The organism is Novosphingobium sp. UBA1939, assembly GCF_002336885.1.
GTDB lineage: Bacteria > Pseudomonadota > Alphaproteobacteria > Sphingomonadales > Sphingomonadaceae > Novosphingobium.
This window is the reverse complement of the sequence record NZ_DDFB01000047.1, coordinates 325-22,361: the sequence shown is the minus strand read 5'-3', so window position 1 is coordinate 22,361 and position 22,037 is coordinate 325. Positions and strand designations below refer to the sequence as shown.

The 22,037-nt window shown below is 65.8% G+C and carries 23 protein-coding genes and 1 tRNA gene; 10 read left to right on the top strand and 14 right to left on the bottom strand.

Annotated elements, in window-relative coordinates:
- Positions 1-886, bottom strand: an 886-nt coding sequence (locus B3547_RS07475) for an NADP-dependent isocitrate dehydrogenase (protein ID WP_414690511.1), incomplete at its 3' end; no start/stop codon positions are given.
- Between the two features lie 210 nt (positions 887-1,096).
- Here B3547_RS07475 and B3547_RS07470 point away from each other — a divergent pair.
- Positions 1,097-1,861, top strand: coding sequence for a crotonase/enoyl-CoA hydratase family protein (locus tag B3547_RS07470; RefSeq protein WP_124808669.1), 765 nt, complete (start codon positions 1,097-1,099; stop codon positions 1,859-1,861).
- A gap of 85 nt (positions 1,862-1,946) precedes the next feature.
- On the opposite strand, the gene B3547_RS07465 is transcribed toward B3547_RS07470, so the two are convergent.
- Positions 1,947-2,375, bottom strand: coding sequence for an organic hydroperoxide resistance protein (locus B3547_RS07465; protein WP_124808668.1), 429 nt, complete (start codon positions 2,373-2,375; stop codon positions 1,947-1,949).
- A gap of 128 nt (positions 2,376-2,503) precedes the next feature.
- On the opposite strand from B3547_RS07465, the gene B3547_RS07460 reads away from it, so the two are divergent.
- Positions 2,504-2,959: a MarR family winged helix-turn-helix transcriptional regulator gene (locus B3547_RS07460; protein ID WP_194917282.1), complete on the top strand. Its 456-nt coding sequence runs from the start codon at positions 2,504-2,506 to the stop codon at positions 2,957-2,959.
- Here the strand turns inward: B3547_RS07460 and B3547_RS07455 are convergent.
- The gene (locus tag B3547_RS07455; protein WP_125955798.1) at positions 2,949-3,530 is read right to left on the bottom strand and encodes a TetR/AcrR family transcriptional regulator; all 582 of its coding nucleotides are present in this window, start codon (positions 3,528-3,530) and stop codon (positions 2,949-2,951) included. The two genes, B3547_RS07460 and B3547_RS07455, sit on opposite strands and share 11 nt — an antisense overlap.
- Positions 3,531-3,650: 120 nt before the next feature.
- Positions 3,651-4,070 carry a hypothetical protein gene (locus B3547_RS07450; RefSeq protein WP_292961713.1) on the bottom strand — a complete coding sequence of 140 codons (420 nt, stop codon included), beginning with the start codon at positions 4,068-4,070 and terminating at the stop codon, positions 3,651-3,653.
- An 83-nt stretch (positions 4,071-4,153) separates the two neighbouring features.
- Here B3547_RS07450 and B3547_RS07445 point away from each other — a divergent pair, with 83 nt between their 5' ends.
- Together B3547_RS07445 and B3547_RS07440 are read left to right on the top strand one after the other, a co-directional pair.
- Entirely contained in the window at positions 4,154-5,242 is a 1,089-nt protein-coding gene (locus B3547_RS07445; RefSeq protein WP_292961711.1) for an MBL fold metallo-hydrolase, read from the top strand.
- Positions 5,243-5,300: 58 nt separating this feature from the next.
- Positions 5,301-5,861, top strand: coding sequence for an MOSC domain-containing protein (locus B3547_RS07440; RefSeq protein ID WP_292961709.1), 561 nt, complete (start codon positions 5,301-5,303; stop codon positions 5,859-5,861).
- A 31-nt stretch (positions 5,862-5,892) separates the two neighbouring features.
- Here the strand turns inward: B3547_RS07440 and B3547_RS07435 are convergent, their stop codons facing one another.
- The 4 genes from B3547_RS07435 to cpdR form a co-directional block, all read right to left on the bottom strand.
- Positions 5,893-6,306: a DUF1330 domain-containing protein gene (locus tag B3547_RS07435; protein ID WP_125955790.1), complete on the bottom strand. Its 414-nt coding sequence runs from the start codon at positions 6,304-6,306 to the stop codon at positions 5,893-5,895.
- An 11-nt stretch (positions 6,307-6,317) separates the two neighbouring features.
- Positions 6,318-7,220, bottom strand: a complete 903-nt coding sequence (locus B3547_RS07430) for a haloalkane dehalogenase (protein ID WP_292961707.1) — start codon at positions 7,218-7,220, stop codon at positions 6,318-6,320.
- 238 nt (positions 7,221-7,458) lie between these two features.
- Positions 7,459-7,533 (bottom strand) — tRNA-Val (locus B3547_RS07425).
- A 121-nt stretch (positions 7,534-7,654) separates the two neighbouring features.
- The gene (gene cpdR, locus B3547_RS07420) at positions 7,655-8,041 is read right to left on the bottom strand and encodes a cell cycle two-component system response regulator CpdR (protein WP_124808660.1); all 387 of its coding nucleotides are present in this window, start codon (positions 8,039-8,041) and stop codon (positions 7,655-7,657) included.
- Positions 8,042-8,205: 164 nt separating this feature from the next.
- Here cpdR and B3547_RS07415 point away from each other — a divergent pair, with 164 nt between their 5' ends.
- Positions 8,206-9,168, top strand: coding sequence for an N-formylglutamate amidohydrolase (locus tag B3547_RS07415; protein WP_124808659.1), 963 nt, complete (start codon positions 8,206-8,208; stop codon positions 9,166-9,168).
- A gap of 348 nt (positions 9,169-9,516) precedes the next feature.
- Here the strand turns inward: B3547_RS07415 and B3547_RS07410 are convergent, their stop codons facing one another.
- On the bottom strand, positions 9,517-10,296 hold the full coding sequence (locus B3547_RS07410; protein WP_124808658.1) for a SapC family protein: 780 nt from the start codon (positions 10,294-10,296) through the stop codon (positions 9,517-9,519).
- A gap of 142 nt (positions 10,297-10,438) precedes the next feature.
- The gene (locus B3547_RS07405) at positions 10,439-11,869 is read right to left on the bottom strand and encodes an FAD-binding oxidoreductase (RefSeq protein WP_125955785.1); all 1,431 of its coding nucleotides are present in this window, start codon (positions 11,867-11,869) and stop codon (positions 10,439-10,441) included.
- 181 nt (positions 11,870-12,050) lie between these two features.
- Between B3547_RS07405 and B3547_RS07400 the strand changes: the two genes are divergently transcribed.
- The 3 genes from B3547_RS07400 (at position 12,051) to B3547_RS07390 (ending at position 14,991) form a co-directional block, all read left to right on the top strand.
- Positions 12,051-12,623, top strand: a complete 573-nt coding sequence (locus B3547_RS07400; RefSeq protein ID WP_292961702.1) for a hypothetical protein — start codon at positions 12,051-12,053, stop codon at positions 12,621-12,623.
- Positions 12,624-12,792: 169 nt separating this feature from the next.
- Positions 12,793-14,181, top strand: a complete 1,389-nt coding sequence (locus B3547_RS07395) for a DEAD/DEAH box helicase (protein ID WP_292961700.1) — start codon at positions 12,793-12,795, stop codon at positions 14,179-14,181.
- 51 nt (positions 14,182-14,232) lie between these two features.
- Entirely contained in the window at positions 14,233-14,991 is a 759-nt protein-coding gene (locus B3547_RS07390; protein WP_125955776.1) for an AAA family ATPase, read from the top strand.
- 1 nt (position 14,992) lies between these two features.
- Here the strand turns inward: B3547_RS07390 and B3547_RS07385 are convergent, their stop codons facing one another.
- Complete coding sequence (locus B3547_RS07385) at positions 14,993-17,290, bottom strand: ATP-dependent helicase (protein ID WP_292961696.1); 2,298 nt, start codon at positions 17,288-17,290, stop codon at positions 14,993-14,995.
- A gap of 177 nt (positions 17,291-17,467) precedes the next feature.
- Here B3547_RS07385 and B3547_RS07380 point away from each other — a divergent pair, with 177 nt between their 5' ends.
- The gene (locus B3547_RS07380) at positions 17,468-18,055 is read left to right on the top strand and encodes a hypothetical protein (protein ID WP_194917265.1); all 588 of its coding nucleotides are present in this window, start codon (positions 17,468-17,470) and stop codon (positions 18,053-18,055) included.
- A 114-nt stretch (positions 18,056-18,169) separates the two neighbouring features.
- On the opposite strand, the gene B3547_RS07375 is transcribed toward B3547_RS07380, so the two are convergent.
- Positions 18,170-19,609, bottom strand: coding sequence for a methyl-accepting chemotaxis protein (locus B3547_RS07375; protein ID WP_292961733.1), 1,440 nt, complete (start codon positions 19,607-19,609; stop codon positions 18,170-18,172).
- Positions 19,610-19,792: 183 nt separating this feature from the next.
- Between B3547_RS07375 and B3547_RS07370 the strand changes: the two genes are divergently transcribed.
- The gene (locus B3547_RS07370; RefSeq protein WP_292961690.1) at positions 19,793-21,061 is read left to right on the top strand and encodes an MFS transporter; all 1,269 of its coding nucleotides are present in this window, start codon (positions 19,793-19,795) and stop codon (positions 21,059-21,061) included.
- An 11-nt stretch (positions 21,062-21,072) separates the two neighbouring features.
- Here the strand turns inward: B3547_RS07370 and rsmD are convergent, their stop codons facing one another.
- Positions 21,073-21,618 carry a 16S rRNA (guanine(966)-N(2))-methyltransferase RsmD gene (gene rsmD / locus B3547_RS07365; RefSeq protein ID WP_125955770.1) on the bottom strand — a complete coding sequence of 182 codons (546 nt, stop codon included), beginning with the start codon at positions 21,616-21,618 and terminating at the stop codon, positions 21,073-21,075.
- A partial coding sequence (locus B3547_RS07360) for a pseudouridine synthase (protein ID WP_349676479.1) occupies positions 21,615-22,037 on the bottom strand: 423 nt, incomplete at its 5' end. The genes B3547_RS07360 and rsmD, both read right to left, overlap by 4 nt.

Here is a 22,037-nt window from a genome sequence, read left to right as displayed (position 1 = left end):
TCATCAGCACCGAGGTCATCAGGCCCAGCGAGCCGAAGCCCTGCGCCACGGTATCGGACTGGACGTCGCCATCGTAGTTCTTGCAGGCCCAGACGAACTTGCCGCTCCACTTGAGCGCGGAGGCGACCATGTCGTCGATCAGGCGGTGCTGGTATTCGATCCCGGCGGCGGCGAACTTTTCCTTGAAGCCTTCGGTCTCGTAGACTTCCTGGAACAGGTCCTTGAAGCGCCCGTCATACGCCTTGAGGATGGTGTTCTTGGTCGAGAGATAGACCGGCCAGCCGAGATTGAGGCCATAGTTGAGGCTGGCGCGGGCGAAGTCGCGGATCGAATCGTCCAGGTTGTACATCGCCATGGCGACGCCGGGCGAGGGGAAGTCGAACACGTCGAGGTCGATCTTCTCGCCGTCCACGCCGTCCCACACCAGGCGTAGCTTGCCGGGGCCGGGGATCAGGGTGTCGGTAGCCTTGTACTGGTCGCCGAAGGCGTGACGGCCGACCACGATCGGATCGGTCCAGCCCGGAACCAGCCGGGGCACGTTCTGGATCACGATGGGTTCGCGAAACACCACGCCGCCCAGGATGTTGCGGATCGTGCCGTTAGGCGACTTCCACATCTTCTTGAGGCCGAATTCCTCGACGCGCTGTTCGTCGGGGGTGATCGTGGCGCACTTAACGCCCACGCCATACTGCTTGATCGCGTTGGCGGAATCGATGGTTATCTGGTCGTTGGTCTCGTCGCGCTTTTCGACCGACAGGTCATAGTACTTGAGATCGACGTCGAGGTAGGGGAGGATCAGGCGTTCGCGAATCCATTCCCAGATGATCCGCGTCATTTCATCGCCGTCGATTTCGACGATCGGGTTCTTCACCTTGATCTTCGCCATAGCCGTTCCGTGCCTCGTCTGGGGGAGAAAAGTTAGGCTCCCCTTAGCAGAGGCGCGCCGTGGTGCAAGGCAAGGACGCCCCGGACTTCCGTCTTAGAGCGCAATTTTCTGCATCCCCGCCGGCCGCTCCCTCTGGACACGGGAAGCGGTCCGGTCCAAGAATTTTAAGTGACCGGTTAAAGGTCCGGGAATTTTGCAGGAGTGATGGGGATGAGCGAACCTGAAGTGCTGACCGAAGTGGACGGCAACGTCCTGGTGGTCACGATCAACCGGCCCGACGCGAAGAACGCCATGAACAAGGCGGCGGCCGAAGGCATCAGCGCGGCGATGGACCGGCTTGACGCGGAAGCCGGCCTGCAGGTCGCGATCCTGACCGGCGCGGGCGGAACTTTCTGTTCCGGTATGGACCTCAAGGGCTTCCTGCGCGGGGAATCGCCTTCGCTTCCCGGGCGCGGGTTCGGCGGCCTTTCGCAGTGGACGCCGAAGAAGCCGATCATCGCGGCGGTCGATGGCTATGCGCTGGCGGGCGGCATGGAACTGGCGCTGTCGTGCGATCTGATCGTGGCCAGTTCCGCCTCCAAGTTCGGTATTCCCGAAGCGAAGCGCGGCCTGGCCGCGGCGGCGGGTGGCCTGATCAAGCTCCCGCGCCAGATTCCGCCGCGCATCGCCATGGAACTGGCGCTGACCGGTGACTTCATCGATGCGGCCCGGGCCTACGAGCTGGGCTTCGTCAACCGCGTGGTCGAAGGCCCGTCGCTGCCGGCGGCCAAGGAACTGGCCGCGCGCATCGCCGAAAACGGTCCGCTGGCGCTGGCCGCGTCGAAGGCCATCGTGCGCGATTCGCACGAATGGACCGAGGCCGACATGTGGGACAAGCAGCAGGCCTATATCACCCCGGTGTTTACCTCGCAGGACGCGCGCGAAGGCGCCGCGGCCTTTGCCGAGAAGCGCAAGCCGAACTGGCAGGGCAAGTAACGCGCGGCGGCATTCCTCCGCAGCGGGTACGAAAAGGCCGGGCCATGTCGCGATGGTCCGGCCTTTCGTTGTCCGGGAAATGGTCTCAGGCGACGCTGAGCGTGACTTCAATGTTGCCGCGCGTGGCGTGGCTGTAGGGGCAGATCGTGTCGGCTTCGGCCACCAGCTCCTCGGCGGCAGCGCGGTCCACGCCCGGCAGGCTCACTTCCAGCGAAACCGCGAGGCCAAAGCCCTTGTCGGCGCGCGGACCGATGCCGACCGTGGCCGTCACCGTGGCATCCGCCGGCACGCGGGGCAGGCTCTTGTCCTGCGTGGCCGCGAACTTCATCGCGCCCAGGAAGCAGGCGGCGTATCCGGCCGCGAACAGCTGTTCGGGATTGTTGCCCTGGCCGTTGCCGCCCAGCTCCTTGGGGCTTGCGAGCACAACGTCCAGCGAACCGTCCGCGGTGCGCGAGCGGCCATCGCGGCCTCCGGTGGCAGTGGCGCTGGTCGAATAGAGGATCTTGGTGCTCATGGGATGCTTCCTTTTGCTTGAGAAGGGTTAAAATCGAGAACGATTAAATCGTGTACGATCTATATGAACTCGTCGCACCGAGTCGTCAACCCCTTGCGATTAAATCGCGTGCGATTTATATTCCGGGCATGACAGACGCTTCCCAGACCGCCGCTGGCCCGTTCGAAGGCTACTTGTGCTTTTCCGTCTATGCGGCGGGGCTGGCGTTCAACCGCCTGTACAAGCAGGTGCTCGATCGCTTCGGGCTGACCTATCCGCAATACCTGGTGCTGGTGGCGCTGCGGCAGCGCGACGGGCGGACGGTCAGCGAATTGGGTGAAGCGCTGTTCCTGGAATCAAACACGCTGACGCCGCTGATCAAGCGGCTGGAAGCGGCCGGGCTGGTCGAGCGCCGGCGCGATACGCGCGACGAACGCGTGGTGCGCGTCAGCCTGAGCGACGCGGGCAGGGCGCTGGCGATCGATATCGAATGCGTGCCGCCGCAGATCGGCGAGGCGATCGGCATCGACCATGCGCGGCTGGGGCAAATGGCGCAGACGCTCGACGAACTTGCCGCCGGGCTGCGCCGCGCGGTCAGGGACTGACCGTTTCGGTCAGCCGTGCCACCGCGCTTTCGATCACCGCGCGCGCCTGAGGCGGGGGCAGGTGCTGGTCCAGCCGCAGGCGTTGCCAGGTTTCAAAGCTGAGCAGGAGGTCCATCGTTTCCAGCAGGATCGGATCCTCGGCGATCGCGGGAGGCATGATTGCGACCAGCCGTTCTCGCATCATCGCCAGCCTCTGCCCGTAGTTGCGCTGGATCGTGGGCAGCGAATGGCGGTGGCCATCGGCAGCGCGCTTGTAGGGCATCAGCTTTTCATAGGTGCTGAGCCGGCGTTCGATCATTTCCGCCAGCTTGGCCCGCCAGTCCGGCCCCTCGAACGGATCGAGCCAGTCCTCGTATTCGCGTTCCAGCCGCAGCGCCATCGAGGCGTAGAGGCTGTCCATGTCGGCAAAGTGGCGAAACACGGTGCGCAGGCCCACGCCGGCACGCGTCGCCACCTGTTCCGCGCTGGGGCTCATATGCCCTTCGCCCACCAGCGCGATCATCGCCTCGACAATGCGTTGACGGCTGGTTTCCGAACGCTTGCGGCGTCCGTCCGTCGCGGTGATGTCCATGGTGGCCTGTTTCTGTGGCAATCCCGTATGTCCAGTATGCGCTTGCATTTCGGTTTTGCGCCCTACCAAGCCCGCGATCGATTGCAACGGTCAAGCGTGGAGGGGCAGGCGCGGATGGCCTCAGCCCCGCTTCTCGTCGAAACTGCGTGCCGCAAGCACCAGGATCGCGATCATCGCGGCTTCCACCACCATCGGCGGAAAGGCCGTGGCGGGCGCGCCATCGGCGATCAGGCTGACGCCGCGCCCGATCAGCGCCAGCGGCAGGAGCGCCACCGGGACCAGCACCAGCGCGCGGCTGGCCTTCCAGGCGCCCGCCAGCGCGAACAGCCCCATGCCCACGAACAGCGCGGTGAAATCGGCTCGCAGCGTTGCCATTCCCTGCGTCCCGAGCGAGGCCAGAAAGAAGCGCTGGCCCGCGATCGCCGGATCGAGCAGGAAACCGAGGCCGATCGCCACATTGAACAGGCCGAGCAGGCCGGCGATCACGCGCATGGCATTTTTCATGTCATTCTCTCCCCACTGTTCGAGCCAGACTATCACGTTCCGGGCGCGTGGCAATATATCGGCATTGTAAATGCCATAATATCGCGTATCTTTCCGCAAAACAGGAAGGGAGAACGCGGATGCACGGGGCGGTGAAATGGGGCCTTGGTGGAGCGGTGCTGGCCGGCGTGCTGGCGCTGGCGGCATTTCCGGCGCCGATCGGACTGGCGATGGCCCGGCTGGCGATTGATGCGCGTGCCGGCGTGGATGCCACGCAGGAACTGCCCGAGGGGCTGCATGTGGCCTTGTGCGGCTCCGGTTCTCCGCTGCCCGATCCCACCCGTGCCGGGCCGTGCAGCGTGGTAATCGCCGGCAAGCATGTCTTCGTGGTCGATGCGGGTGAGGGCGGCGCACGTAACATGACGCTGATGCGCATTCCCAATGGCCATGTCGAGGCGGTGTTCCTCACGCATCTCCATTCCGACCATATCGACGGGCTGGGGCCGATGATGCTGCTGCGCTGGACCGGGGCGAATGCCACCGTGCCGCTGCCGATCTACGGGCCGGCGGGAACCGAGCGCGTCGTGGCGGGCATCAACGAGGCCTATGCGATCGACGGCGGGTATCGCACCGCGCACCACGGTCCGGCCATCGCGCCGCCATCGGGCAGGGGCGGCACCGCCTATCCTTTCGCGCTGCCGCCAAGGGGCGATGGCTCGCCCGTCACCGTGTTGCAACGCGACGGGCTGACGGTGACCGCGTTCCGCGTGGATCATGGCCCGGTCGATCCGGCGGTGGGTTATCGCTTCGACTACAAGGGGCGCTCAATCGTGTTCAGCGGCGATACCGCGCCCACGCCGCTGCTGGTGCGCAACGCGCGCGGCGCGGACCTGCTGGTGCATGAAGGGTTGCAGCCCCGGCTGGTCAGCCTGATGGAGCAGACGCTGCGCAAGCGCGGACAGCCAGGCCTCGCAAAGATCATGAGCGACATCCCCGGTTATCATACCTCGCCAGAGGCCGCTGCGGCCGAGGCGCAGGAGGCCGGCGTGAAGAATCTGGTGTTCAGCCACAACGTGCCGCAATTGCCCACGCGCGCGATGTATCCCGCCTATCTCGGCAACGCGCGCCAGAAATTCGACGGAACAATCACGGTGGGCGAGGACGGCATGGTGTTCAGCCTGCCGGCCGGCGGCAAGGGCATGGAACTGCGTACATGGTCGGTCAGATGATTCGACGTAGCCGGGTTTCCGTTGCTTCGGGCCGCCGCGCGCGATAGCCGTTGCGGATATGGACAAGGCGCCATCCGCTCCGGCCCGCGTGGTCTCGCTCGCGCTATCTGGCGACCATGCCTTCTCGAAACAGGCGGTCGAGCGGGTGAAGGTGATCCAGGGGATCGGCGTCGAGGGTGACGCTCATGCCGGCGAGAAGGTCCAGCACCTCTCCCGCGTGAAGGCGAACCCCGACCAGCCGAACTTGCGGCAGGTCCACCTGATCCATGCGGAACTGTTCGAGGAACTGCGCGAAAAGGGCTTCGCCGTTGGGCCTGCCGACCTTGGCGAGAACATCGTCACGGCCGGGATCGCCCTTCTCGATCTCCCCCGGGGCGCCGTGCTGCGCATCGGGCCGGATGTAGAACTGGAAGTGACCGGGCTGCGCAATCCCTGCGCACAGATCGAGGCATTCCAGAAGGGGTTGCTGGCCGCCGTGCTCGATCGTGGGCCGGATGGGGAACTCGTGCGCAAGGCCGGGGTTATGAGCGTGGTCCTGTCCGGCGGCGAAATGGCCGTGGGGGACTTCATCGAGGTCCGCCTGCCGCCCGAGCCGCACCAGCCGCTCGCGCCGGTGTGAAAGCGGGGAGGCTCGCGCCTCCCGCGCCATTCTATCGGCCCAGCGGCTTCGTGCGAATGTTGAGCTGGCCCGCCAGCCCCGCATGGCGGTGCTTCTCGATTGCCTGGTATTCCGGTGACTGGATCATCTGCATCATCGCGGCGAGTGAGGGGTATTCGACCAGCGCCGCCATGTCCCACAGTTCGCCGACCTCCCCGATCATCAGACCGGTGACGGCGCCGGCATAGACCTGCCGTCCGCCGACGGCGGCGACACAGGCCTGCACCGCCGCGCCATAGCGGGCATAGGCCTCGCGTCCGGTCAGTTCGGGTTCGCTGCCATCGGCATAGGTCGCGTGCGGCTTGAACTTGAGCAGGTTGATCATCACGAACGGCCCGTCCTCGCCGCTGCCGAAGAAGGCGGCGATCTGTTCGGGGCCGGGGGTGACGGCGTTGACGACTTCCATGGTGGCCTCCCTTAGCCGCGGATGAGTGTGTCGATGATCGTGCAAAGCTCGGCGGGAACATCTTCCTGCAGGAAGTGGCCCGCGCTCTGCAGCACGGTATGCGCCTGCCCCTTCGCGCCCGGAACGCGATCGATGAACGGCCGTTCGCCGCCGCGCGTGATGGCATCCTCGGCGCCGAAGGCGGTCAGCAGCGGCTTGTCGAAACGCGCCAGCACGTCCCAGGCCGCCTTGTTCTCCGCCACCGAGCCATGTTCGGGCGTGATCGGCACGAGCGTGGGGAACTGGCGGGCGCCTTCCTTGTAGGTTTCGTCGGGGAAGGGGGCGTCGTAGGCGGCGATTTCTGCCGACGAAAGATCGCGATGGCATCCGCCGTTGACGATCATGCCGACTGGGAAGACGGGCACGTTCTGGCTGAAATCGAGCCATGCGCGGAAGCCGTCGGTTGCGCCCGTGCCCACCGGCAGGCCGGTGTTGGAGACGACCACGCGGGCGAAGCGATCGGGGAAGGCTGCGACCAGTCGCAGGCCGATCAGGCCGCCCCAGTCCTGGCAGAACAGAGTGATGCCGGTGAGATCAAGCTGCGTCAGCCAGTCGCTCATCCACTGGACATGGCGTTCGTAGGTATAGTCGTCGCGCCGCGCGGGCTTGTCGGAGCGGCCGAAGCCGACGAGGTCGGGGGCGACGACACGATGACCGCGCGCGACGAGATCGGGGATGAAACGGCGATAGAGGTAACACCAGCTCGGCTCGCCGTGCATGAGCAGCACCGGCGCGGCATCGCGCGGGCCTTCGTCGAGATGGTGGATTCGCAGGCGCGTACCGTCCTGTCCGTCGATCACCTCGCTGTAATGCGGCGAAAAATCAAAGCCATCCAGGCCGGCAAAGCGTTCGTCCGGCGTGCGCAGGATCTCCATGGCATCCCCCAGTTGATTATTGTGGCACGCATAATGCCATAATAAACGCGGAGGTCAAATGCCGGCTGGGGCATTTCCCGCCCCCAAACCCTCCCGCGGGCGGGAGGGGGGCGAGACGTGCGCCGCCGCAGGTGGTGCTAGTCGCAGCGGGGTGGGCGTTCCGCGCCTTGTGTCGGCGAATGCCATGATCGCCATGAAAAAAGCCCGCTCAAGCCAGGGGCTTAGCGGGCTTTTTCGATGGTGGGCGTAGCAAGGATTGAACTTGCGACCCCTACGATGTCAACATAGTGCTCTACCACTGAGCTATACGCCCGAACCATCGTGCGCCCGGCCGTTTCCGGCGCGGGAGGCAGCCCATTAGCGGCGCTTGGGAATGCTGGCAAGAGACTTTTGCAGGCTCTTTTCCCCATCCCGTGCGCGCGCCTGGCTGGCTGTCAGGCGTAAGGCCCGGCCCCCGTCAGCGCGCCATCGGCGAAGACGCGTTCGACTTCGAGCACGAGGTCGCGCAGGTGGAACGGTTTGGACAGGACACGGGCCTGCGGCGCCTCGCGATCGGACTTGAGCGTGACGGCGGCAAAGCCCGTGATGAACATTACCCGCGTTTCGGGGCTGATTTCGGCGCAATGCTTGGCAAGCTCGATGCCGTCCATCTCGGGCATGACGATGTCGGACAGCAGCAGATCGAAGTGTTCCGACCGTAGCAGGGGCAAGGCCTCCGTTCCGCGATCGACCGCAACCACGCTGTACCCGGCGTTTTCCAGGGCGCGCGCAAGATAGGTGCGCATCGCTTCTTCGTCTTCGGCCAGTAGAATCCGGATCATGATTACCTTCGCGATTCGAGTGGTCGCCTCATCGGGCCATGTCGTAACGTTTTGGTTTAAGGCATGGCAGGAAACGAATATATACCGGGATGGGTTAAGTTTCTGCGCCCTTGTTCGCGGTGGCCGACTTTGACACAGCCGCGAATCAGTTGCAGCGTTATTCCATGCGTGACGAAGGCGATCCAGGGGGCGATTCGCGCCTGCTGCAGGGCGGGGCAGTGCCCGGCTGCCCGGATGTGCCCGCCTATGCGCTGCGGCTGGTGGAGCCGTCCGCGATTCCCGTCATCATCGCCGTGCCGCACGCCGGGCGCAGCTATGCCCGGACCTTGCTGGACCGGATGCGCCACCCGGCGTTCGCCGCGCTGCGCCTGGAAGACCGCTATGTCGACCTCGTGGCCGATGCGGTGGCGCGGCAGACCGGCGCCTCGCTGTTGGTCGCCCATGCGCCGCGCGCGATGATCGATCTCAATCGCGCGGCCGACGACATTGACTGGGATATGGTTGGCGGCCCGCCGCCGGATGCTTCTTCCGCTCTGCAGGGCCTTGCCCATCGGGCGCGCACCGGGCTGGGCCTGATCCCGCGCCGGCTGCCGGGGCTGGGGGAACTGTGGAAGCGGCGGTTGGACCGGGCCGAACTGGACGATCGCATCGCGCTGGTCCACGAACCCTATCACAGCGCCCTGGGCGATGCGCTGCAAGACACGCGCGACCGCTGGGGAGCGGCTCTGCTGATCGATCTGCATTCGATGCCGCCGTTGACCGCCTATTGCGGAGCGGAGCCTGCGCCTGAATTCGTGCTGGGCGACCGGTTCGGGGCGAGTTGCGCCGGCGCGCTGGTCGCTTCTGCCTTCGCGCACTTCGCGGCGGCGCGGCGGCTGGCGGCGCACAACCGGCCTTATGCCGGCGGCTACGTGCTGGAGCGGCATGCGCGGCGCAAGGAAGGCATTCACTGCATCCAGATCGAGATCGACCGGCGCTGCTACCTTGATGCCCGATTCAGCGAACCGGGGCCGGGCATGGATGAAACGATCGCGCTGCTGGTGGGCATGGTCCAGCGGCTGGCCGGCGATGTGGCCGAGCTGGGCCGCGATCGGCAACGCGAACGGTGGCGCGCGGCCGCCGAGTAGATCAGCGAGGCAGGTGGGCCGGCGAGGAAACCGGAGCGGGCAACCGGCTCTCGGTTCGGACGCTCTTCACGCACAAACCCCATAAAAAACCACCTGGAGACATGCTCCAGGTGGCCAAGGTTCAGGGAGGAGGTGCACAAAGTGCACCAGTCACACCGGGCCATGAGGGGAGCACCGATGCGACGTACTAAAGATAGGTGAGGCGCCATGGGCGCGCAAGTGGTTTCGTTTGGAATTTTTGCTGCGTTTTGGCGACTGCGCGCAAAAAAATGCGGCGGCCGGACGCTAATCCGACCACCGCATTCACACTCTTGAAATAAAGCGGGTTTCCAGCGTGCGGCTGGTGATTCATTCCGCCGGAACGGGAATCGCCGGAACCGGACCCTTGCCCTGCTGTGCCTGCAGGCCGAAGATCGTGCTCATCAGATCGAGCGAGAAGACATGGGCGTAGAGCAGCGGCAGAAGGCCGCTCTGCGCCCAGCCGCGCAGCACGTCGCCACGGGTTTCGCGCAGCTTTTCCTGATCGACCATCTGGAAGCCGCGATAGACGAACGGCTGCTCCAGACCGGTCTGCTGGATCGAGACTTCGCCGTCCATCAGCAGGTTGTGCTTCTTCAATTCATCGATGAAAGCCTGCGTGCGCATCCCGGCCTGTTCGAACTGTTCGCAGAATTCCAGCGCGGCCTTGGTCGCGTCCGACGGCTGATCGCCGTTGAACAGCGCGTCGCCTTCCTCGAACTCTCCGATCAGACCGGAGGACGGATCGAAGCACAGCGACAGTTCCTCGCTGCTGGGATCGAGCTTGGCCAGCAGGAACGGATAGCGGCGGGCATAGGCCGGCAGATAGACCGGCTGATCGACCTTGCCTTCGCTGTCGACGAACACGTTGACGCCTTCGTTCAGCCCCATCAGCGCCAGCGGCACCGGGTTGTCGCCCGACGAGAACACGATGGGAAAATGGCGCGCGGCCTGCGGAAACTCTTCCACCGTCAGCGGCACGGCGTGCTGGTCGATCAGCCACGGAGCGGCATTCGCGCCACGGGCATGCCAGGTGGCGTGATCGCGGCTGTTGAGCGGCATCAGGTCATTGTAGAACAACGGAAGGTTGGCTTGCGGCGCGCTGGCCATGAGGTCTCTCCGAAAAAACTTTCGCGAAAACGCGCGGGCGGGCCGCGGGTCCGGCGGGAACAGGGGCTTTAAGCGGTCCATCGGGGCGAGGCAAGGCCGGTAACCACGCATCCACACCCTTGCAGGGCCACGGCGAACCGTTTCAGATCAGCTTGCCGGGATTCATCAGCCCCTGCGGATCGAGCGCCTGCTTTATGGCACGCATCATGTGCAACGCCACCGGATCGCCCAGCCGCTCCAGTTCGTCGCGCTTGAGTTGCCCGATGCCGTGTTCGGCCGAAATCGACCCCTTCCACTGGGTGACGAGATCGTGGACCTGGCGGCTGATCGCCTTGCCATCGCCTGCCTGCCATTCCGCGGCATCGACCCCGGAGGGCGCCAGAACGTGGAAATGGATGTTGCCATCGCCCAGATGGCCAAAGCCCACCGCGCGGGTGCCGGGCCAGGCGGCTTCGATCAGTGGAACGGCCGTTTCGACGAATTCGGGCATTCGCTCCACGGGCACGCTGATGTCGTGTTGGACCGCCGGGCCGATCGCGCGCTCCGCCGGGGCGATCGATTCCCGGATCAGCCACATCTGTTCGGCCTGAGTCTCGCTTGCGGCGATCGTCGCGTCGGTGACCAGCCCCGCCTCGAACGCGCTGATCAGCAGGCGTTCGGCCAGGTCGGGCAGGCCTTCCGCTCGGTCGGCATCGGCAACCAGTTCGATCAGCACATGCCAGGGATGGGGTTCCGCCAGCGGTGCGCGCGCCGTCGGCAGGTAATCGATCACCGCATCGAGGCTGTGCTGCGGCAGTACCTCGAAACCCTCCAGCGCGCCGCCGGCGACGCTTTCGGCGTGCAGCAGCAGGGTACGCGCGACCGGGAGCGATTCCACGCCCGCCCACAGCACCGCGCGCGCCGCAACCGCCGGTTCCAGCTTGAGCGTGGCGGCGGTGACGATGCCAAGCGTGCCTTCTGATCCAATCAGCAGCTGCTTCAGGTCGAAACCGCGATTGTCCTTCTTCAGCGGGGTGAGCGCATCGAACACAGAACCATCGGGCAGCACCGCTTCAAGCCCCAGCACCAGCGCGCGCATCGATCCGTGGCGCAGCACTTGCGTGCCGCCGGCATTGGTGGAGATGAGGCCCCCCACCGTCGCCGAACCCTTGCCGCCCAGCGAAAGCGGAAAGCGCAAGGCTTCCTTTTCGGCCGCTTCGTGCAGCACTTGCAGCACGACGCCCGCTTCGCAGGTAGCGGTGCGGTTTTCGGTGTCGACGGCACGGATGGCGTTCATACGGCGCAGGGTGAGCAACAGCGCGTTGCCGGTCCGGTCGGGCGTTGCCCCGCCGGACATGCCGGAGTTGCCGCCCTGAGGCACGATCGGCACGCCATGCCGGGCGCAAAGCTTGACCAGGGCCGCCACCTCGTCCGTATCGGCGGGCGATGCCATGGCCAGCGCGCGGCCGGTGAAGCGCCCGCGCCAGTCGGTCAGCCACCCGTCCATGGCCTCCTGATCGGTGGTGATGCCCTTGGGGCCGAGCAGGGCGGTTGCTTCTTCAAGAAAGGCGGTCGGCGAAAAGGATGTGGACATCCGGCAGCGCTAGGCCGCGCGTCGGGGTGCTGCAATTCAAATCTGCTTGTCATCCGGTCCGGCAATCGGGTTAAGCAGCCGTTCAACAGGACGATGTAACGAAGCTACATTCGCAGCGACACCTGCCGGGGGGTGCGTGTTCGCGTGCGGGATGAGGGATCAGGTTGGCCGTTTTCCTTCCATGATGGTGCTTGCCGCATTTCTAGCGCCGTTCGCGCTGCTGTTTCCCGCCGTGGCGGGAGGAGAGGGCGTTGGCGATCCGTGGCCGACGGCCGTGGCGCCGGAAGGGCCGCCGCTTATTGGCGGGTTCGCCGGTGATGGCCGTTTCGGCGGAGGACCGCTAGCGGAGTGGACAGGCGGGTTTCCGGAGGATTCCTGGGATCAGGTCCGTATCGAACAGCGCCTGATTATTCGCATCGCGCCGCGCGCGCCGGGCCGTGATTCGTTCGCGCCGCCTCCACCGCCTCCCGGGCCGATGCGCCTGCGCGAGCGCAAGTCCGCGCGTTGCCTGCCCGTGGCCGGGATCGCCGGCGTGCAGCGCGATATGGCTGACCGGCTGGTGCTGTTCATGCGCGATCGCCGCATCATCGGCGCCAGCCTCGACAAATCCTGCAACGCGCGCGATTTCTATCTGGGCTTCTATGTGGAGCAGACCGCCGACGGGATGCTTTGTGCCGGGCGCGACACCATTCATTCACGCGCCGGGGCGACCTGCGAGATCAGCCGCATGCGCGAGCTCGTTCCCGAAAACTGATCCCAAAACGCCACCATTGCGAAAATTAAGCCTGAAAGCGTCCGAAGTTCTCGGGTTTCCTTGACTTTGGCCCCGCAATGGTCATAGCGCGCGCTAAGGGAACCGGCGTCATGCGGCGACGGTCGGGGAGGAGTATATCCGGCCCCGCTTCTTTCGGAAATTGTCGCTGATGAAGTTTGCCGATCTCGGCCTGTCTGACGAATTGCTGAAGTCGGTGACGGACGCCGGCTATGACGAGCCGACTCCGATCCAGGCGCAGGCCATCCCCAGCGTGCTGATGATGCGCGACCTGATCGGCATCGCGCAGACGGGCACCGGCAAGACCGCCGGTTTCGTGCTGCCGATGATCGATATCCTCGCCCATGGCCGCCGCCGCGCGCTGATGCCGCGTTCGCTCATCCTGGAGCCGACACGCGAACTCGCCGCGCAGGTGGCCGAGAATTTCGAGAAGTACGGCAAGAACCACGATCTCAAGATGGCGCTGCTGATCGGCGGCGTGCAGATGGGCGATCAGATCAAGGCCCTGTCCGAAGGCGTTGACGTGCTGATCGCCACCCCCGGCCGGCTGATGGACCTGTTCGAACGCGGCAAGATCCTGCTCACGGGCTGCAACCTGCTGGTGATCGACGAAGCCGACCGGATGCTCGACATGGGCTTCATTCCGGACATCGAGAACATCTGCACCAAGCTGCCGGCGCAGCGGCAGACGCTGCTGTTTTCGGCGACGATGCCGCCGCCGATCAAGAAGCTGGCGGATCGCTTCCTCTCGAACCCCAAGTACATCGAGGTCGCGCGGCCCGCTTCGAACAACGCCAGCATCGCCCAGCACAAGGTGAAGGTCGGCAGCCGGCAGAAGCGCGAAGTGCTGCGCCACCTGCTGCGCAACGACAACGTGACCACCGCGATCATCTTCGCCAACCGCAAGACCACCGTGCGCGAACTGGCCAAGAGCCTCAAGAGCCACGGCTTTGCCGCCGGCGAGATTCATGGCGACATGGACCAGTCCAGCCGCATCGCCGAACTGGACCGCTTCAAGTCTGGCGACATCAACATCCTGTGCGCGTCCGACGTTGCCGCGCGCGGGCTGGACATCAAGGGCGTGAGCCACGTCTTCAACTTCGACACGCCGTGGCACCCGGACGATTATGTCCACCGCATCGGGCGCACCGGGCGCGGCGGGGCCACCGGCCGCGCGTTCACGCTCGTCGCGCCGGAGGATGCCGAAGCGATCGAGAACGTCGAGAAGCTTACCGGCGCCCCGATTCCCGAGATCAAGCTCGATATCGCTGGCGCTCCGGCGGAGGAACGGCCGGCCCGCAAGCCGCGCGAGGAAAGACCCGCAGCGGCCGAAAAACCGAAGCGCGGCCGCAAGGCCGAACCGCGCGCTCCGGAGGAAGAAGCATCACCCGCCCGCGCCCGTCCGCCCCGCAGCGAAGCGCGGCCCCGCCGCGAGGCGCCGGCGGAACGTGCGCCACGCTATCAGGATGCCGAACCGCCGAGCGAACCGGGCGCGTGGAACGGGCCGATACCGGGATTCCTGAACGTTTCAGCGCTTTGACCAGCGATTGACCGCAGTTGCAGGAATGGTTTTCTGCGATAACCTCCTGGGATGGCCAGAAAGAGATCCACCACTTCCCTGCCACCGCCTTATTTGAAGCGGATATGGTTTGCGGAGGACGGGAGGGCTGACCTCGACTGGGAGGCGTATCCCTTTTCATTACCGCTGTTCGGGAAGGGCGAGTTTGCCTTTTCCTTCTCTGCCGCCGTCACGATTTTTGTCGGCGAGAATGGTGCGGGGAAGTCTACGCTGCTTGAAGCAATCGCCGGACTGGCCGGCTTCAAAGATGGCGGTGGCGGCCCGGGCATGGCGGCGGTTTCGGGCTCCGAGGTCTCGGGGCAGGATGCCGGAGAGGTGGGAAATGCGCTTCGCGGCGCCTGGCTCCCGCAGATTCGTGACGGCTGGTTCTTTCGGGCCGAGACTTTCTTTTCAGTGGCTCGATATTTGGACGATGCCGGATCGCTATATGCAGACTTCCTCTCCTCTTCGCACGGCGAAGGCTTTTTGCAATTTTTCGAGGAGAGGCTCGATCGCCAAGGCCTGTTTATTTTCGACGAGCCGGAATCGGCGCTTTCACCATACAAGCAGTTCGAGTTCTTGAAGATTCTCAGGCGGATGCAGCGCAATGCCAATGCGCAGGTCATCATTGCCACGCACTCGCCGCTGTTGATGGCATTGCCCGACGCAGATCTTCAGTTTGTCGACGCTTACGGCTTGCGGCCGATCAGCCTCGAGGAGACACCGCACTTCCAGATATACCGGGAGTTCGCGGCGTACCCTCATGAAACAGTCGAAGCTATGATCGAGTAGGCTACCCCGCCGGCTTGACGAAGCTGTCGATCACGCGCTTGCGGCCCGCCGTTTCGAAATCGATCTCCAGCTTGTTGCCTTCCTGCGCGACGACGGTGCCGTAGCCGAACTTGTCATGGAACACGCGTGCACCCATGGCGATGTCTGCGCGGGGCTTGGCGGCGAAGCTGGCGGCGCTGCGGGTGGCTTCGGGAATGCGGCGGGGGCTGGGGTCATAGCTCTGCGCCGCCGCGCGCTGCCAGCCGGGGCCGCGGCCCACGCCGCGCGACGGTTGCGCGCGCGCGACGTCGGCGAAGGGATCGCTCTGTTCCGACCAGTTCGCGCGCCATAGCGAGGCGCCGCCGGACAGCGTGGTCTCTTCCTCGATGTGCCCTTGCGGCAGTTCGCCGATGAAGCGACTGGGAATCGAGCTGGTCCACTGGCCATAGATGCGGCGGTTGGCGGCGTGCAGGATCGTGCAGCGCTTGCGCGCGCGGGTGATGGCGACGTAGGCGAGCCGGCGTTCCTCTTCCAGCGAGGCAAGGCCGCCTTCGTCGAGCGCGCGTTGCGAGGGGAACACGCCTTCCTCCCAGCCTGGCAGGAACACCTGGTCGAACTCCAGCCCCTTGGCGGCATGGATGGTCATCACCGTGACCTTCTCGTCATCGGGCGCGGCTTCGTTGTCCATCACGAGGCTGACGTGTTCGAGGAAATCGCCCAGCGTCTCGTAATCTTCCATCGCGCGGGCGAGTTCGGACAGGTTTTCCAGCCGCCCGTTCGCCTCCGCGCTCCGTTCGGCCTGGAGCGCGGCGGTATAGCCGCTTTCGTCGAGGATGGTCCGCGCGAGTTCGGCCGGCACGAGCGTTTTCGAGGCATCGCGCCAGCGCGCGAAATCGCGCATCAGCGCGGTCAGCGTGCCGCGCGCGCGGGCGGGCAGTTCATCGGTATCGAGGATTTCGACCGCCGCCAGCGACAGCGGCACGCCGCGCGCGCGGGCATGGCGGTGGAGCTTTTCCAGCGTCTTGTCGCCCAGCCCACGCTTGGGCGTGTTGTAGATCCGCTCGAACGCCAGGTCGTCCGATGGCGAGGCGATCAGGCGCAAATAGGCGAGCGCATCGCGGATTTCGGCACGTTCGTAGAAGCGGAAGCCGCCGACGATGCGATAGCCGAGACCGATCTGGATGAAGCGGTCTTCCAGTTCGCGCGTCTGGAACTGCGCGCGCACCAGAATGGCGATCTGGTTGAGTCCGCAGCCTTCGCGTTCCAGCCGCTCGATCTCGTCGCCCACGCGGCGGGCTTCCTCCGGCCCGTCCCACACGCCCACGACGCGGACCTTGTCGCCGCCGTTCTGTTCGGTCCACAGCGTCTTGCCCAGCCGTTCGGAATTTTCCGCGATCAGTCCGGACGCCGCGCCCAGGATGTGCGGGGTGGAGCGGTAGTTCTGCTCCAGCCGGATCACCTTGGCGCCGGGGAAATCCTTTTCGAAGCGCAGGATGTTGGCCACTTCCGCGCCGCGCCAGGAATAGATCGACTGGTCGTCATCCCCCACCACGCAGATATTCTTGCGGGCCTGCGCGATCAGCCGCAGCCACAGGTACTGCACCGCGTTGGTATCCTGGTATTCGTCCACCATCACATATTTGAAGCGCTGCTGGTACTGTTCCAGCACCTCGCGCTCGCGCCGGAACACGTTGAGCATGTGGAGCAGCAAATCGCCGAAGTCGCAGGCGTTGAGCGCCTGGAGCCGCGCCTGATAGAGCGCGTAGAATTTCTGGCCGCGCCCGTTGGCGTAGGCTTCGTTCTCGCCCGCATCGAGATCGGCGGGGTTTAGGCCCCGGTTCTTCCACTTGTCGATCAGCCCCGCCAGCTGGCGGGCGGGCCAGCGCTTTTCGTCCAGCCCTTCCGCCTGGATCAGCTGCTTGAGCAGGCGCAACTGGTCGTCGGTGTCGATGATCGTAAAGTTCGATTGCAGCCCGACGATCTCCGCATGACGGCGCAGCATTTTCGCGGCGATGGCGTGGAACGTGCCCAGCCAGGGCATCCCTTCCACCGCTGGGCCAATCAATTGCCCCACGCGCTCGCGCATTTCGCGCGCGGCCTTGTTGGTGAAGGTGACGCAGAGGATTTCGGACGGCCACGCCCGGCGCGTGCGCAGCAAATATGCCATGCGCGCGGTGAGCGCGGCGGTCTTGCCCGTGCCCGCGCCCGCCAGCATCAGCACGGGGCCTTCGGTCGTCAGCACGGCTTCGCGTTGTGGCGGGTTCAGGCCATCCAGCCAGGCTTCGCTGTCTGCGGGATTCGTAGGGTGGGGAACGGACATCGTGAACAGATAGGGACCAAAACAGGTCGTCGCAACGATCATTCGGCCCGTCGTGCCCGGTTTCCGTCACGGTTCGGCTCGTCGGCGCGAAAGGCACGTTCCGCCGCTTTGGCGGGATCGCAGGCAGGGGCCGTGCGTAGTTTGTTCACAGTACCTGACGACAGCAGGAGATTGAAAATGCGTAAGTTTCTGTGCGTGAGTGCGCTTGCGCTCGCAACCGCCGCCCTGCCTGCCGCCGCGCTTGCGCAGGCCACCACTCCTCCGCCCGCCGATACCACGGCACCCGTTCCCCCCGAAGCGGCGACTCCGGAAGCGGCCACTCCGCCGGCTTCCTCTGCGGACGCTTCGACCGCCACCACCACGTTCAGCCCCAGCGCCGAGCAGAAGGCTCAGTACGATGCATGGCCGGCGGACAAGAAGGCCAAGTACGACGCGTGGCCGGCCAGCCAGCAGGAATATTTCTGGTCGCTTGCGCCCGATCGCCAGGCTGGCTGGTGGGCGCTGAGCGATCAGCAACGGGGCCAGGTCTTCGCCATGACGCCCGATCAGCGTGAACAGGTGTGGCCGACGATCGTGGCCCAGGTGAGCGGCAAGCCGTCGGCTGCGGCGGCTCCCGCCTCCGCGCCACCGGCCGCCACGGCCGATGCCCCGTCGGAAGCGGCACCGCGCGGGAATATGGCTTCGGCTGATGGCGCCGCGGCCAAGGCCTATCCGCTGTGTTCGAAGACGGTTCAGGACAGCTGCCGCAACCGTGGCGGCGTCTGAACTCTGACAGCTGAAGGCCCTTCGGGTCGGGCCTGAAGGAAGGGCGCCGGATCACTCCGGCGCCCTTCGCGCTGCCCGCCCTGCGGCTGCAGCGCCCCGAGTTGATGCCGGATTTCAGAATTCGCTCCAGTCCTGCGTATCGTCGGACCCTTTCAGGGCAAGGTTGCCCTGCGTGGGTGCCGGCAGCGCGCGCTCGACGGGCTCGAAGGGTTCAGCGACAGGCGGCGGTGGTGCAGGCACGACGATCTCGGCGGACGGTGCCGGCGGCCTTGGTGCTTGCCCGCCCGCCGTGTTGAAGTGTGCCACCAGTGCCGAAAGATTGCCCGCCTGCTGCGCCAGGCTGCGCGATGCGGCAGTGCTTTCCTCCACCATCGCGGCGTTCTGCTGGGTCATGAGGTCGATCTGGGTCACGGTTTCGTTCACGTCGCGCAGCATTTCCGACTGCTGCCGCGCGGATTCGGCGATGGTCTTGGTCAGCTGGCTGACTTCGCCCACGCGCGTCACGATCTGCCCCAGCGCGCGGCCGGTTTCGCCGACCAGCGTCACGCCCTGGTTCACATGATCGCTGCTGTTGGTGATGAGATCCTTGATCTCGCGCGCGGCATCGGCGGAGCGCTGCGCCAGGGCGCGCACTTCGTTGGCGACGACGGCAAAGCCCTTGCCGGCATCGCCCGCGCGCGCGGCTTCCACCCCGGCATTGAGCGCGAGGAGATTGGTCTGGAAGGCGATGCCATCGATCACGTTGATGATCTGGGTGATTTCCTGCGACGATTTCTGGATCATGGTCATCGCAGCCACCGCCTGTTCCACTACTTCGCCGCCCTGCGTGGCGCCTCGATGGGCATCCGCGATCGACTTGTCGACATCGGCCACGCTGCCGGCGTTCTGTTCGACCAGCGCGGTGACGGCCCGCATGGATTCGCTCGCCTTGGCGATCGAGGCGGCCTGTTGCTCGGTGCGCGCGGCCAGGTCGTCCGACGCGGTGCGGATCTGGCCCGAACTGCTGTCGATCGAGATGGCGGAGGTGGCGACGGAGGACAGCGTACCCGCCAGCGCTTCGGCGGCGCGGTTGAAATCGCAGCGGATCTGCTCCTGCGATTCCGGGAAGCCGGTATCGATGCGATAGGACAGATCGGCCTGGGCAAGATGCGACAGGGCCTCGCTCAGGGCAGTGCTCACCGTGTCACGGGTTGCGGAAGAGGATCGCAAGTCCAGCGCGTTTTCGCGGAATACGCTCATCGCCTTGGTCATCCGGCCGACGCAGTCGGTATGGTTGGTATAGTGAATCGGGCTGTCGAGATCGCCGCGGGCGAGCGCTTCCATGCGGACGACGGTGTTCACGTAAGGCGTGCAGATGCGTTCGCCGCTGACGATCACGGCCGCGGCCGAAAGCGCGACGACGGCGGCCGAGGCGATCAGCGGCAGGATCAGCCCGCCGCCCAGGCCCACCCAGAGCGTCGCCAGCAGGCCTACAACGGCAAGGCCCGTATGCACGAACAGCAGGGCGCGGAATTTCTCGCGGATGGGAGCCTGCTTCTCGAACCAGTTCAGCATGTTCACGTCGTTACCCTCGGTGCCGGGCCGCGAAGCCTTCGCGCGGCCTGTTCCGCCTCTTTCTAGGGAAAGCGCGCTGTGATTGGCTGAATGCCGGGATACGTGATTTCGCAGAGGCGACGACGGTCGTGCAGTTCGCCGGATTCTTGACAAGTGCCCACCCCGCGCCGAACGAAGCGGCCCATGACGTCCACCGCGCATCCGATCCGCCAGCACGCCCGCATCCTGACGGCCAGCCTCGTCGGCACGGCGGTCGAGTTCTATGACTTCTACGTCTATGCCACGGCGGCGGCGCTGGTGATCGGGCCGCTGTTCTTTCCGGCGGAATCGGAAGCGGCGCAGAACATGGCCTCGTTCATGACCTTTGGCCTCGCGTTCTTCGCACGGCCGGTGGGGGCGATCGCGTTCGGCCATTTCGGGGATCGGGCGGGGCGCAAGTCCACGCTGGTCGCCTCGCTGATGCTGATGGGGCTCTCCACGCTGCTGATCGCGTTTTTGCCGACGTATGCCATGGCCGGGCCGATCGCGCCGGCGCTGCTGTGCCTGTTGCGCTTCGGGCAGGGCTTCGGGCTTGGCGGCGAATGGGGCGGGGCCTCGCTGCTGGCCGTGGAGAACGCGCCGAAGGGGTGGGAAGCGCGGTTCGGCTCCGCGCCGCAGCTGGGTGCGCCGCTAGGCTTCCTTGCCGCCAATGGCCTGTTCCTGATCCTGGCGGTGAACCTTTCGGACGCCGATTTCGCGGCATGGGGCTGGCGCATTCCGTTCCTGGCTTCGGCACTGCTGGTGGGGCTGGGTCTGTGGGTGCGGCTGAGGATCGGCGAGACGGCGGCGTTCCGCGCCGCGCTGGAAACCGCGCCGCCGCCGCGCGTGCCGATCGGCCGGCTGTTCGCGGATCATGCCGGCGCGGTGATCGCCGGGATCGCGGGCGTGGTCGCCTGTTTCGCGATCTTCTACCTTGCGACCACGTTCGCGCTGAGCTTCGGCACCAAGACCCTCGGCTATTCGCGCGAGGCGTTCCTGATGGTGCAACTGGGCGCGAACACGTTCCTCGCCATCGGCATCCTGCTCGCCGGCTGGTGGGCGGACCGGACCAGCGCCCGCAACGTGCTGGCCAAGGGCGCGGCGCTGACGGCGGTGATCGGGCTGGTGTTCGGCGCGGGGCTGGGATCAGGCTCGCTGCCGCTGGTGTTCCTGACGCTGGCCGCCGCGCTGCTGGTGATGGGGCTGACCTATGGCCCGCTCGGCGCGTGGTTGCCCACGCTCTATGCCGTGCCCGTGCGCTACACCGGGATATCCGTGGCGTTCAACGTCGGCGGGATCATCGGTGGGGCGATGGCGCCGTTTGCCGCGCAGTACCTCGCGCAGCACGGTGGCACCGCCTACGTTGGGCTGTTCCTGACCGTGGCGGGCAGCCTGACGCTGGCGGGCGTGCTGTTCGGCCGCAAGGCCGGCTGACGCCTGTTCCGTCAGCTCTTGAGGCGCAGCAGGGTCAGCAGCGCCTTGCCCACCTTGCGTTCGGCATCGACTTCGCACGCGCGGATCTGCGGCTGTTCGTTGGCAGCGGTTTCCAGACTGATCCACGTGGCTTCGCCGATCCAGCCGAGCCGCACCAGCCGATCGATCGCCACCGCACCCGCGCCGGTGCCGTAAGGCGGATCGAGCAGGACCAGGTCGACGGGCTCTTTCACCGGCCCCAGCGTCAGCACCGACGCCGCGCGCACATCGCACTTCGGCTGGGCGTGCAACGCGGCAATATTGGCACGGATCGCGCGGATCGCGGGCGGGGCCTGTTCGACAAAGATCGCCTTCTCCGCGCCCCGTGACAGCGCCTCCAGTCCCAGCGCGCCCGATCCCGCGAAGAGATCGGCCACGGTCAACCCTTCGAAGCTGCCGAGCCGGCTGGTCAGCATCGAGAACAGCGTCTCGCGCGTGCGGTCCGCCGTGGGGCGGGTGGCGTCGCCCTCGGGCGCGCGCAGCGGCCGGCCGCGCCATTCCCCGGCGATGATCCTCATGCCTGCCCCCGGCCCTTGGGCTGCAGCGTCTTGCGGAATCGCTCGACATCGACCTGGCGGATTTCATCGGCCATGCCGCGCGGAATGTCGGCCAGCGGGAAGGGACCGTACTGGATGCGGATCAGGCGCGATACCTGCAGGCCCAGGTGCTCCAGCACGCGGCGCACTTCGCGGTTCTTGCCCTCGGTCAGCGTCAGTTCGATCCACTGGTTGCGGCCGGTGCGCCGCTCCATGTTGGCGTCGATCGAGCCATAGCGGATGCCCTCGATCTCCACGCCCTCGCTCAGCGCTTCCAGCCGTTCCTGCGTGATGTCGCCAAAGGTGCGGGCGCGGTACGTGCGGGGGACGCCGGTGGACGGCAGTTCCATCGCGCGCTTGAGTTCGCCGTCATTGGTCAGCAGCAGCAGCCCCTCGGTGTT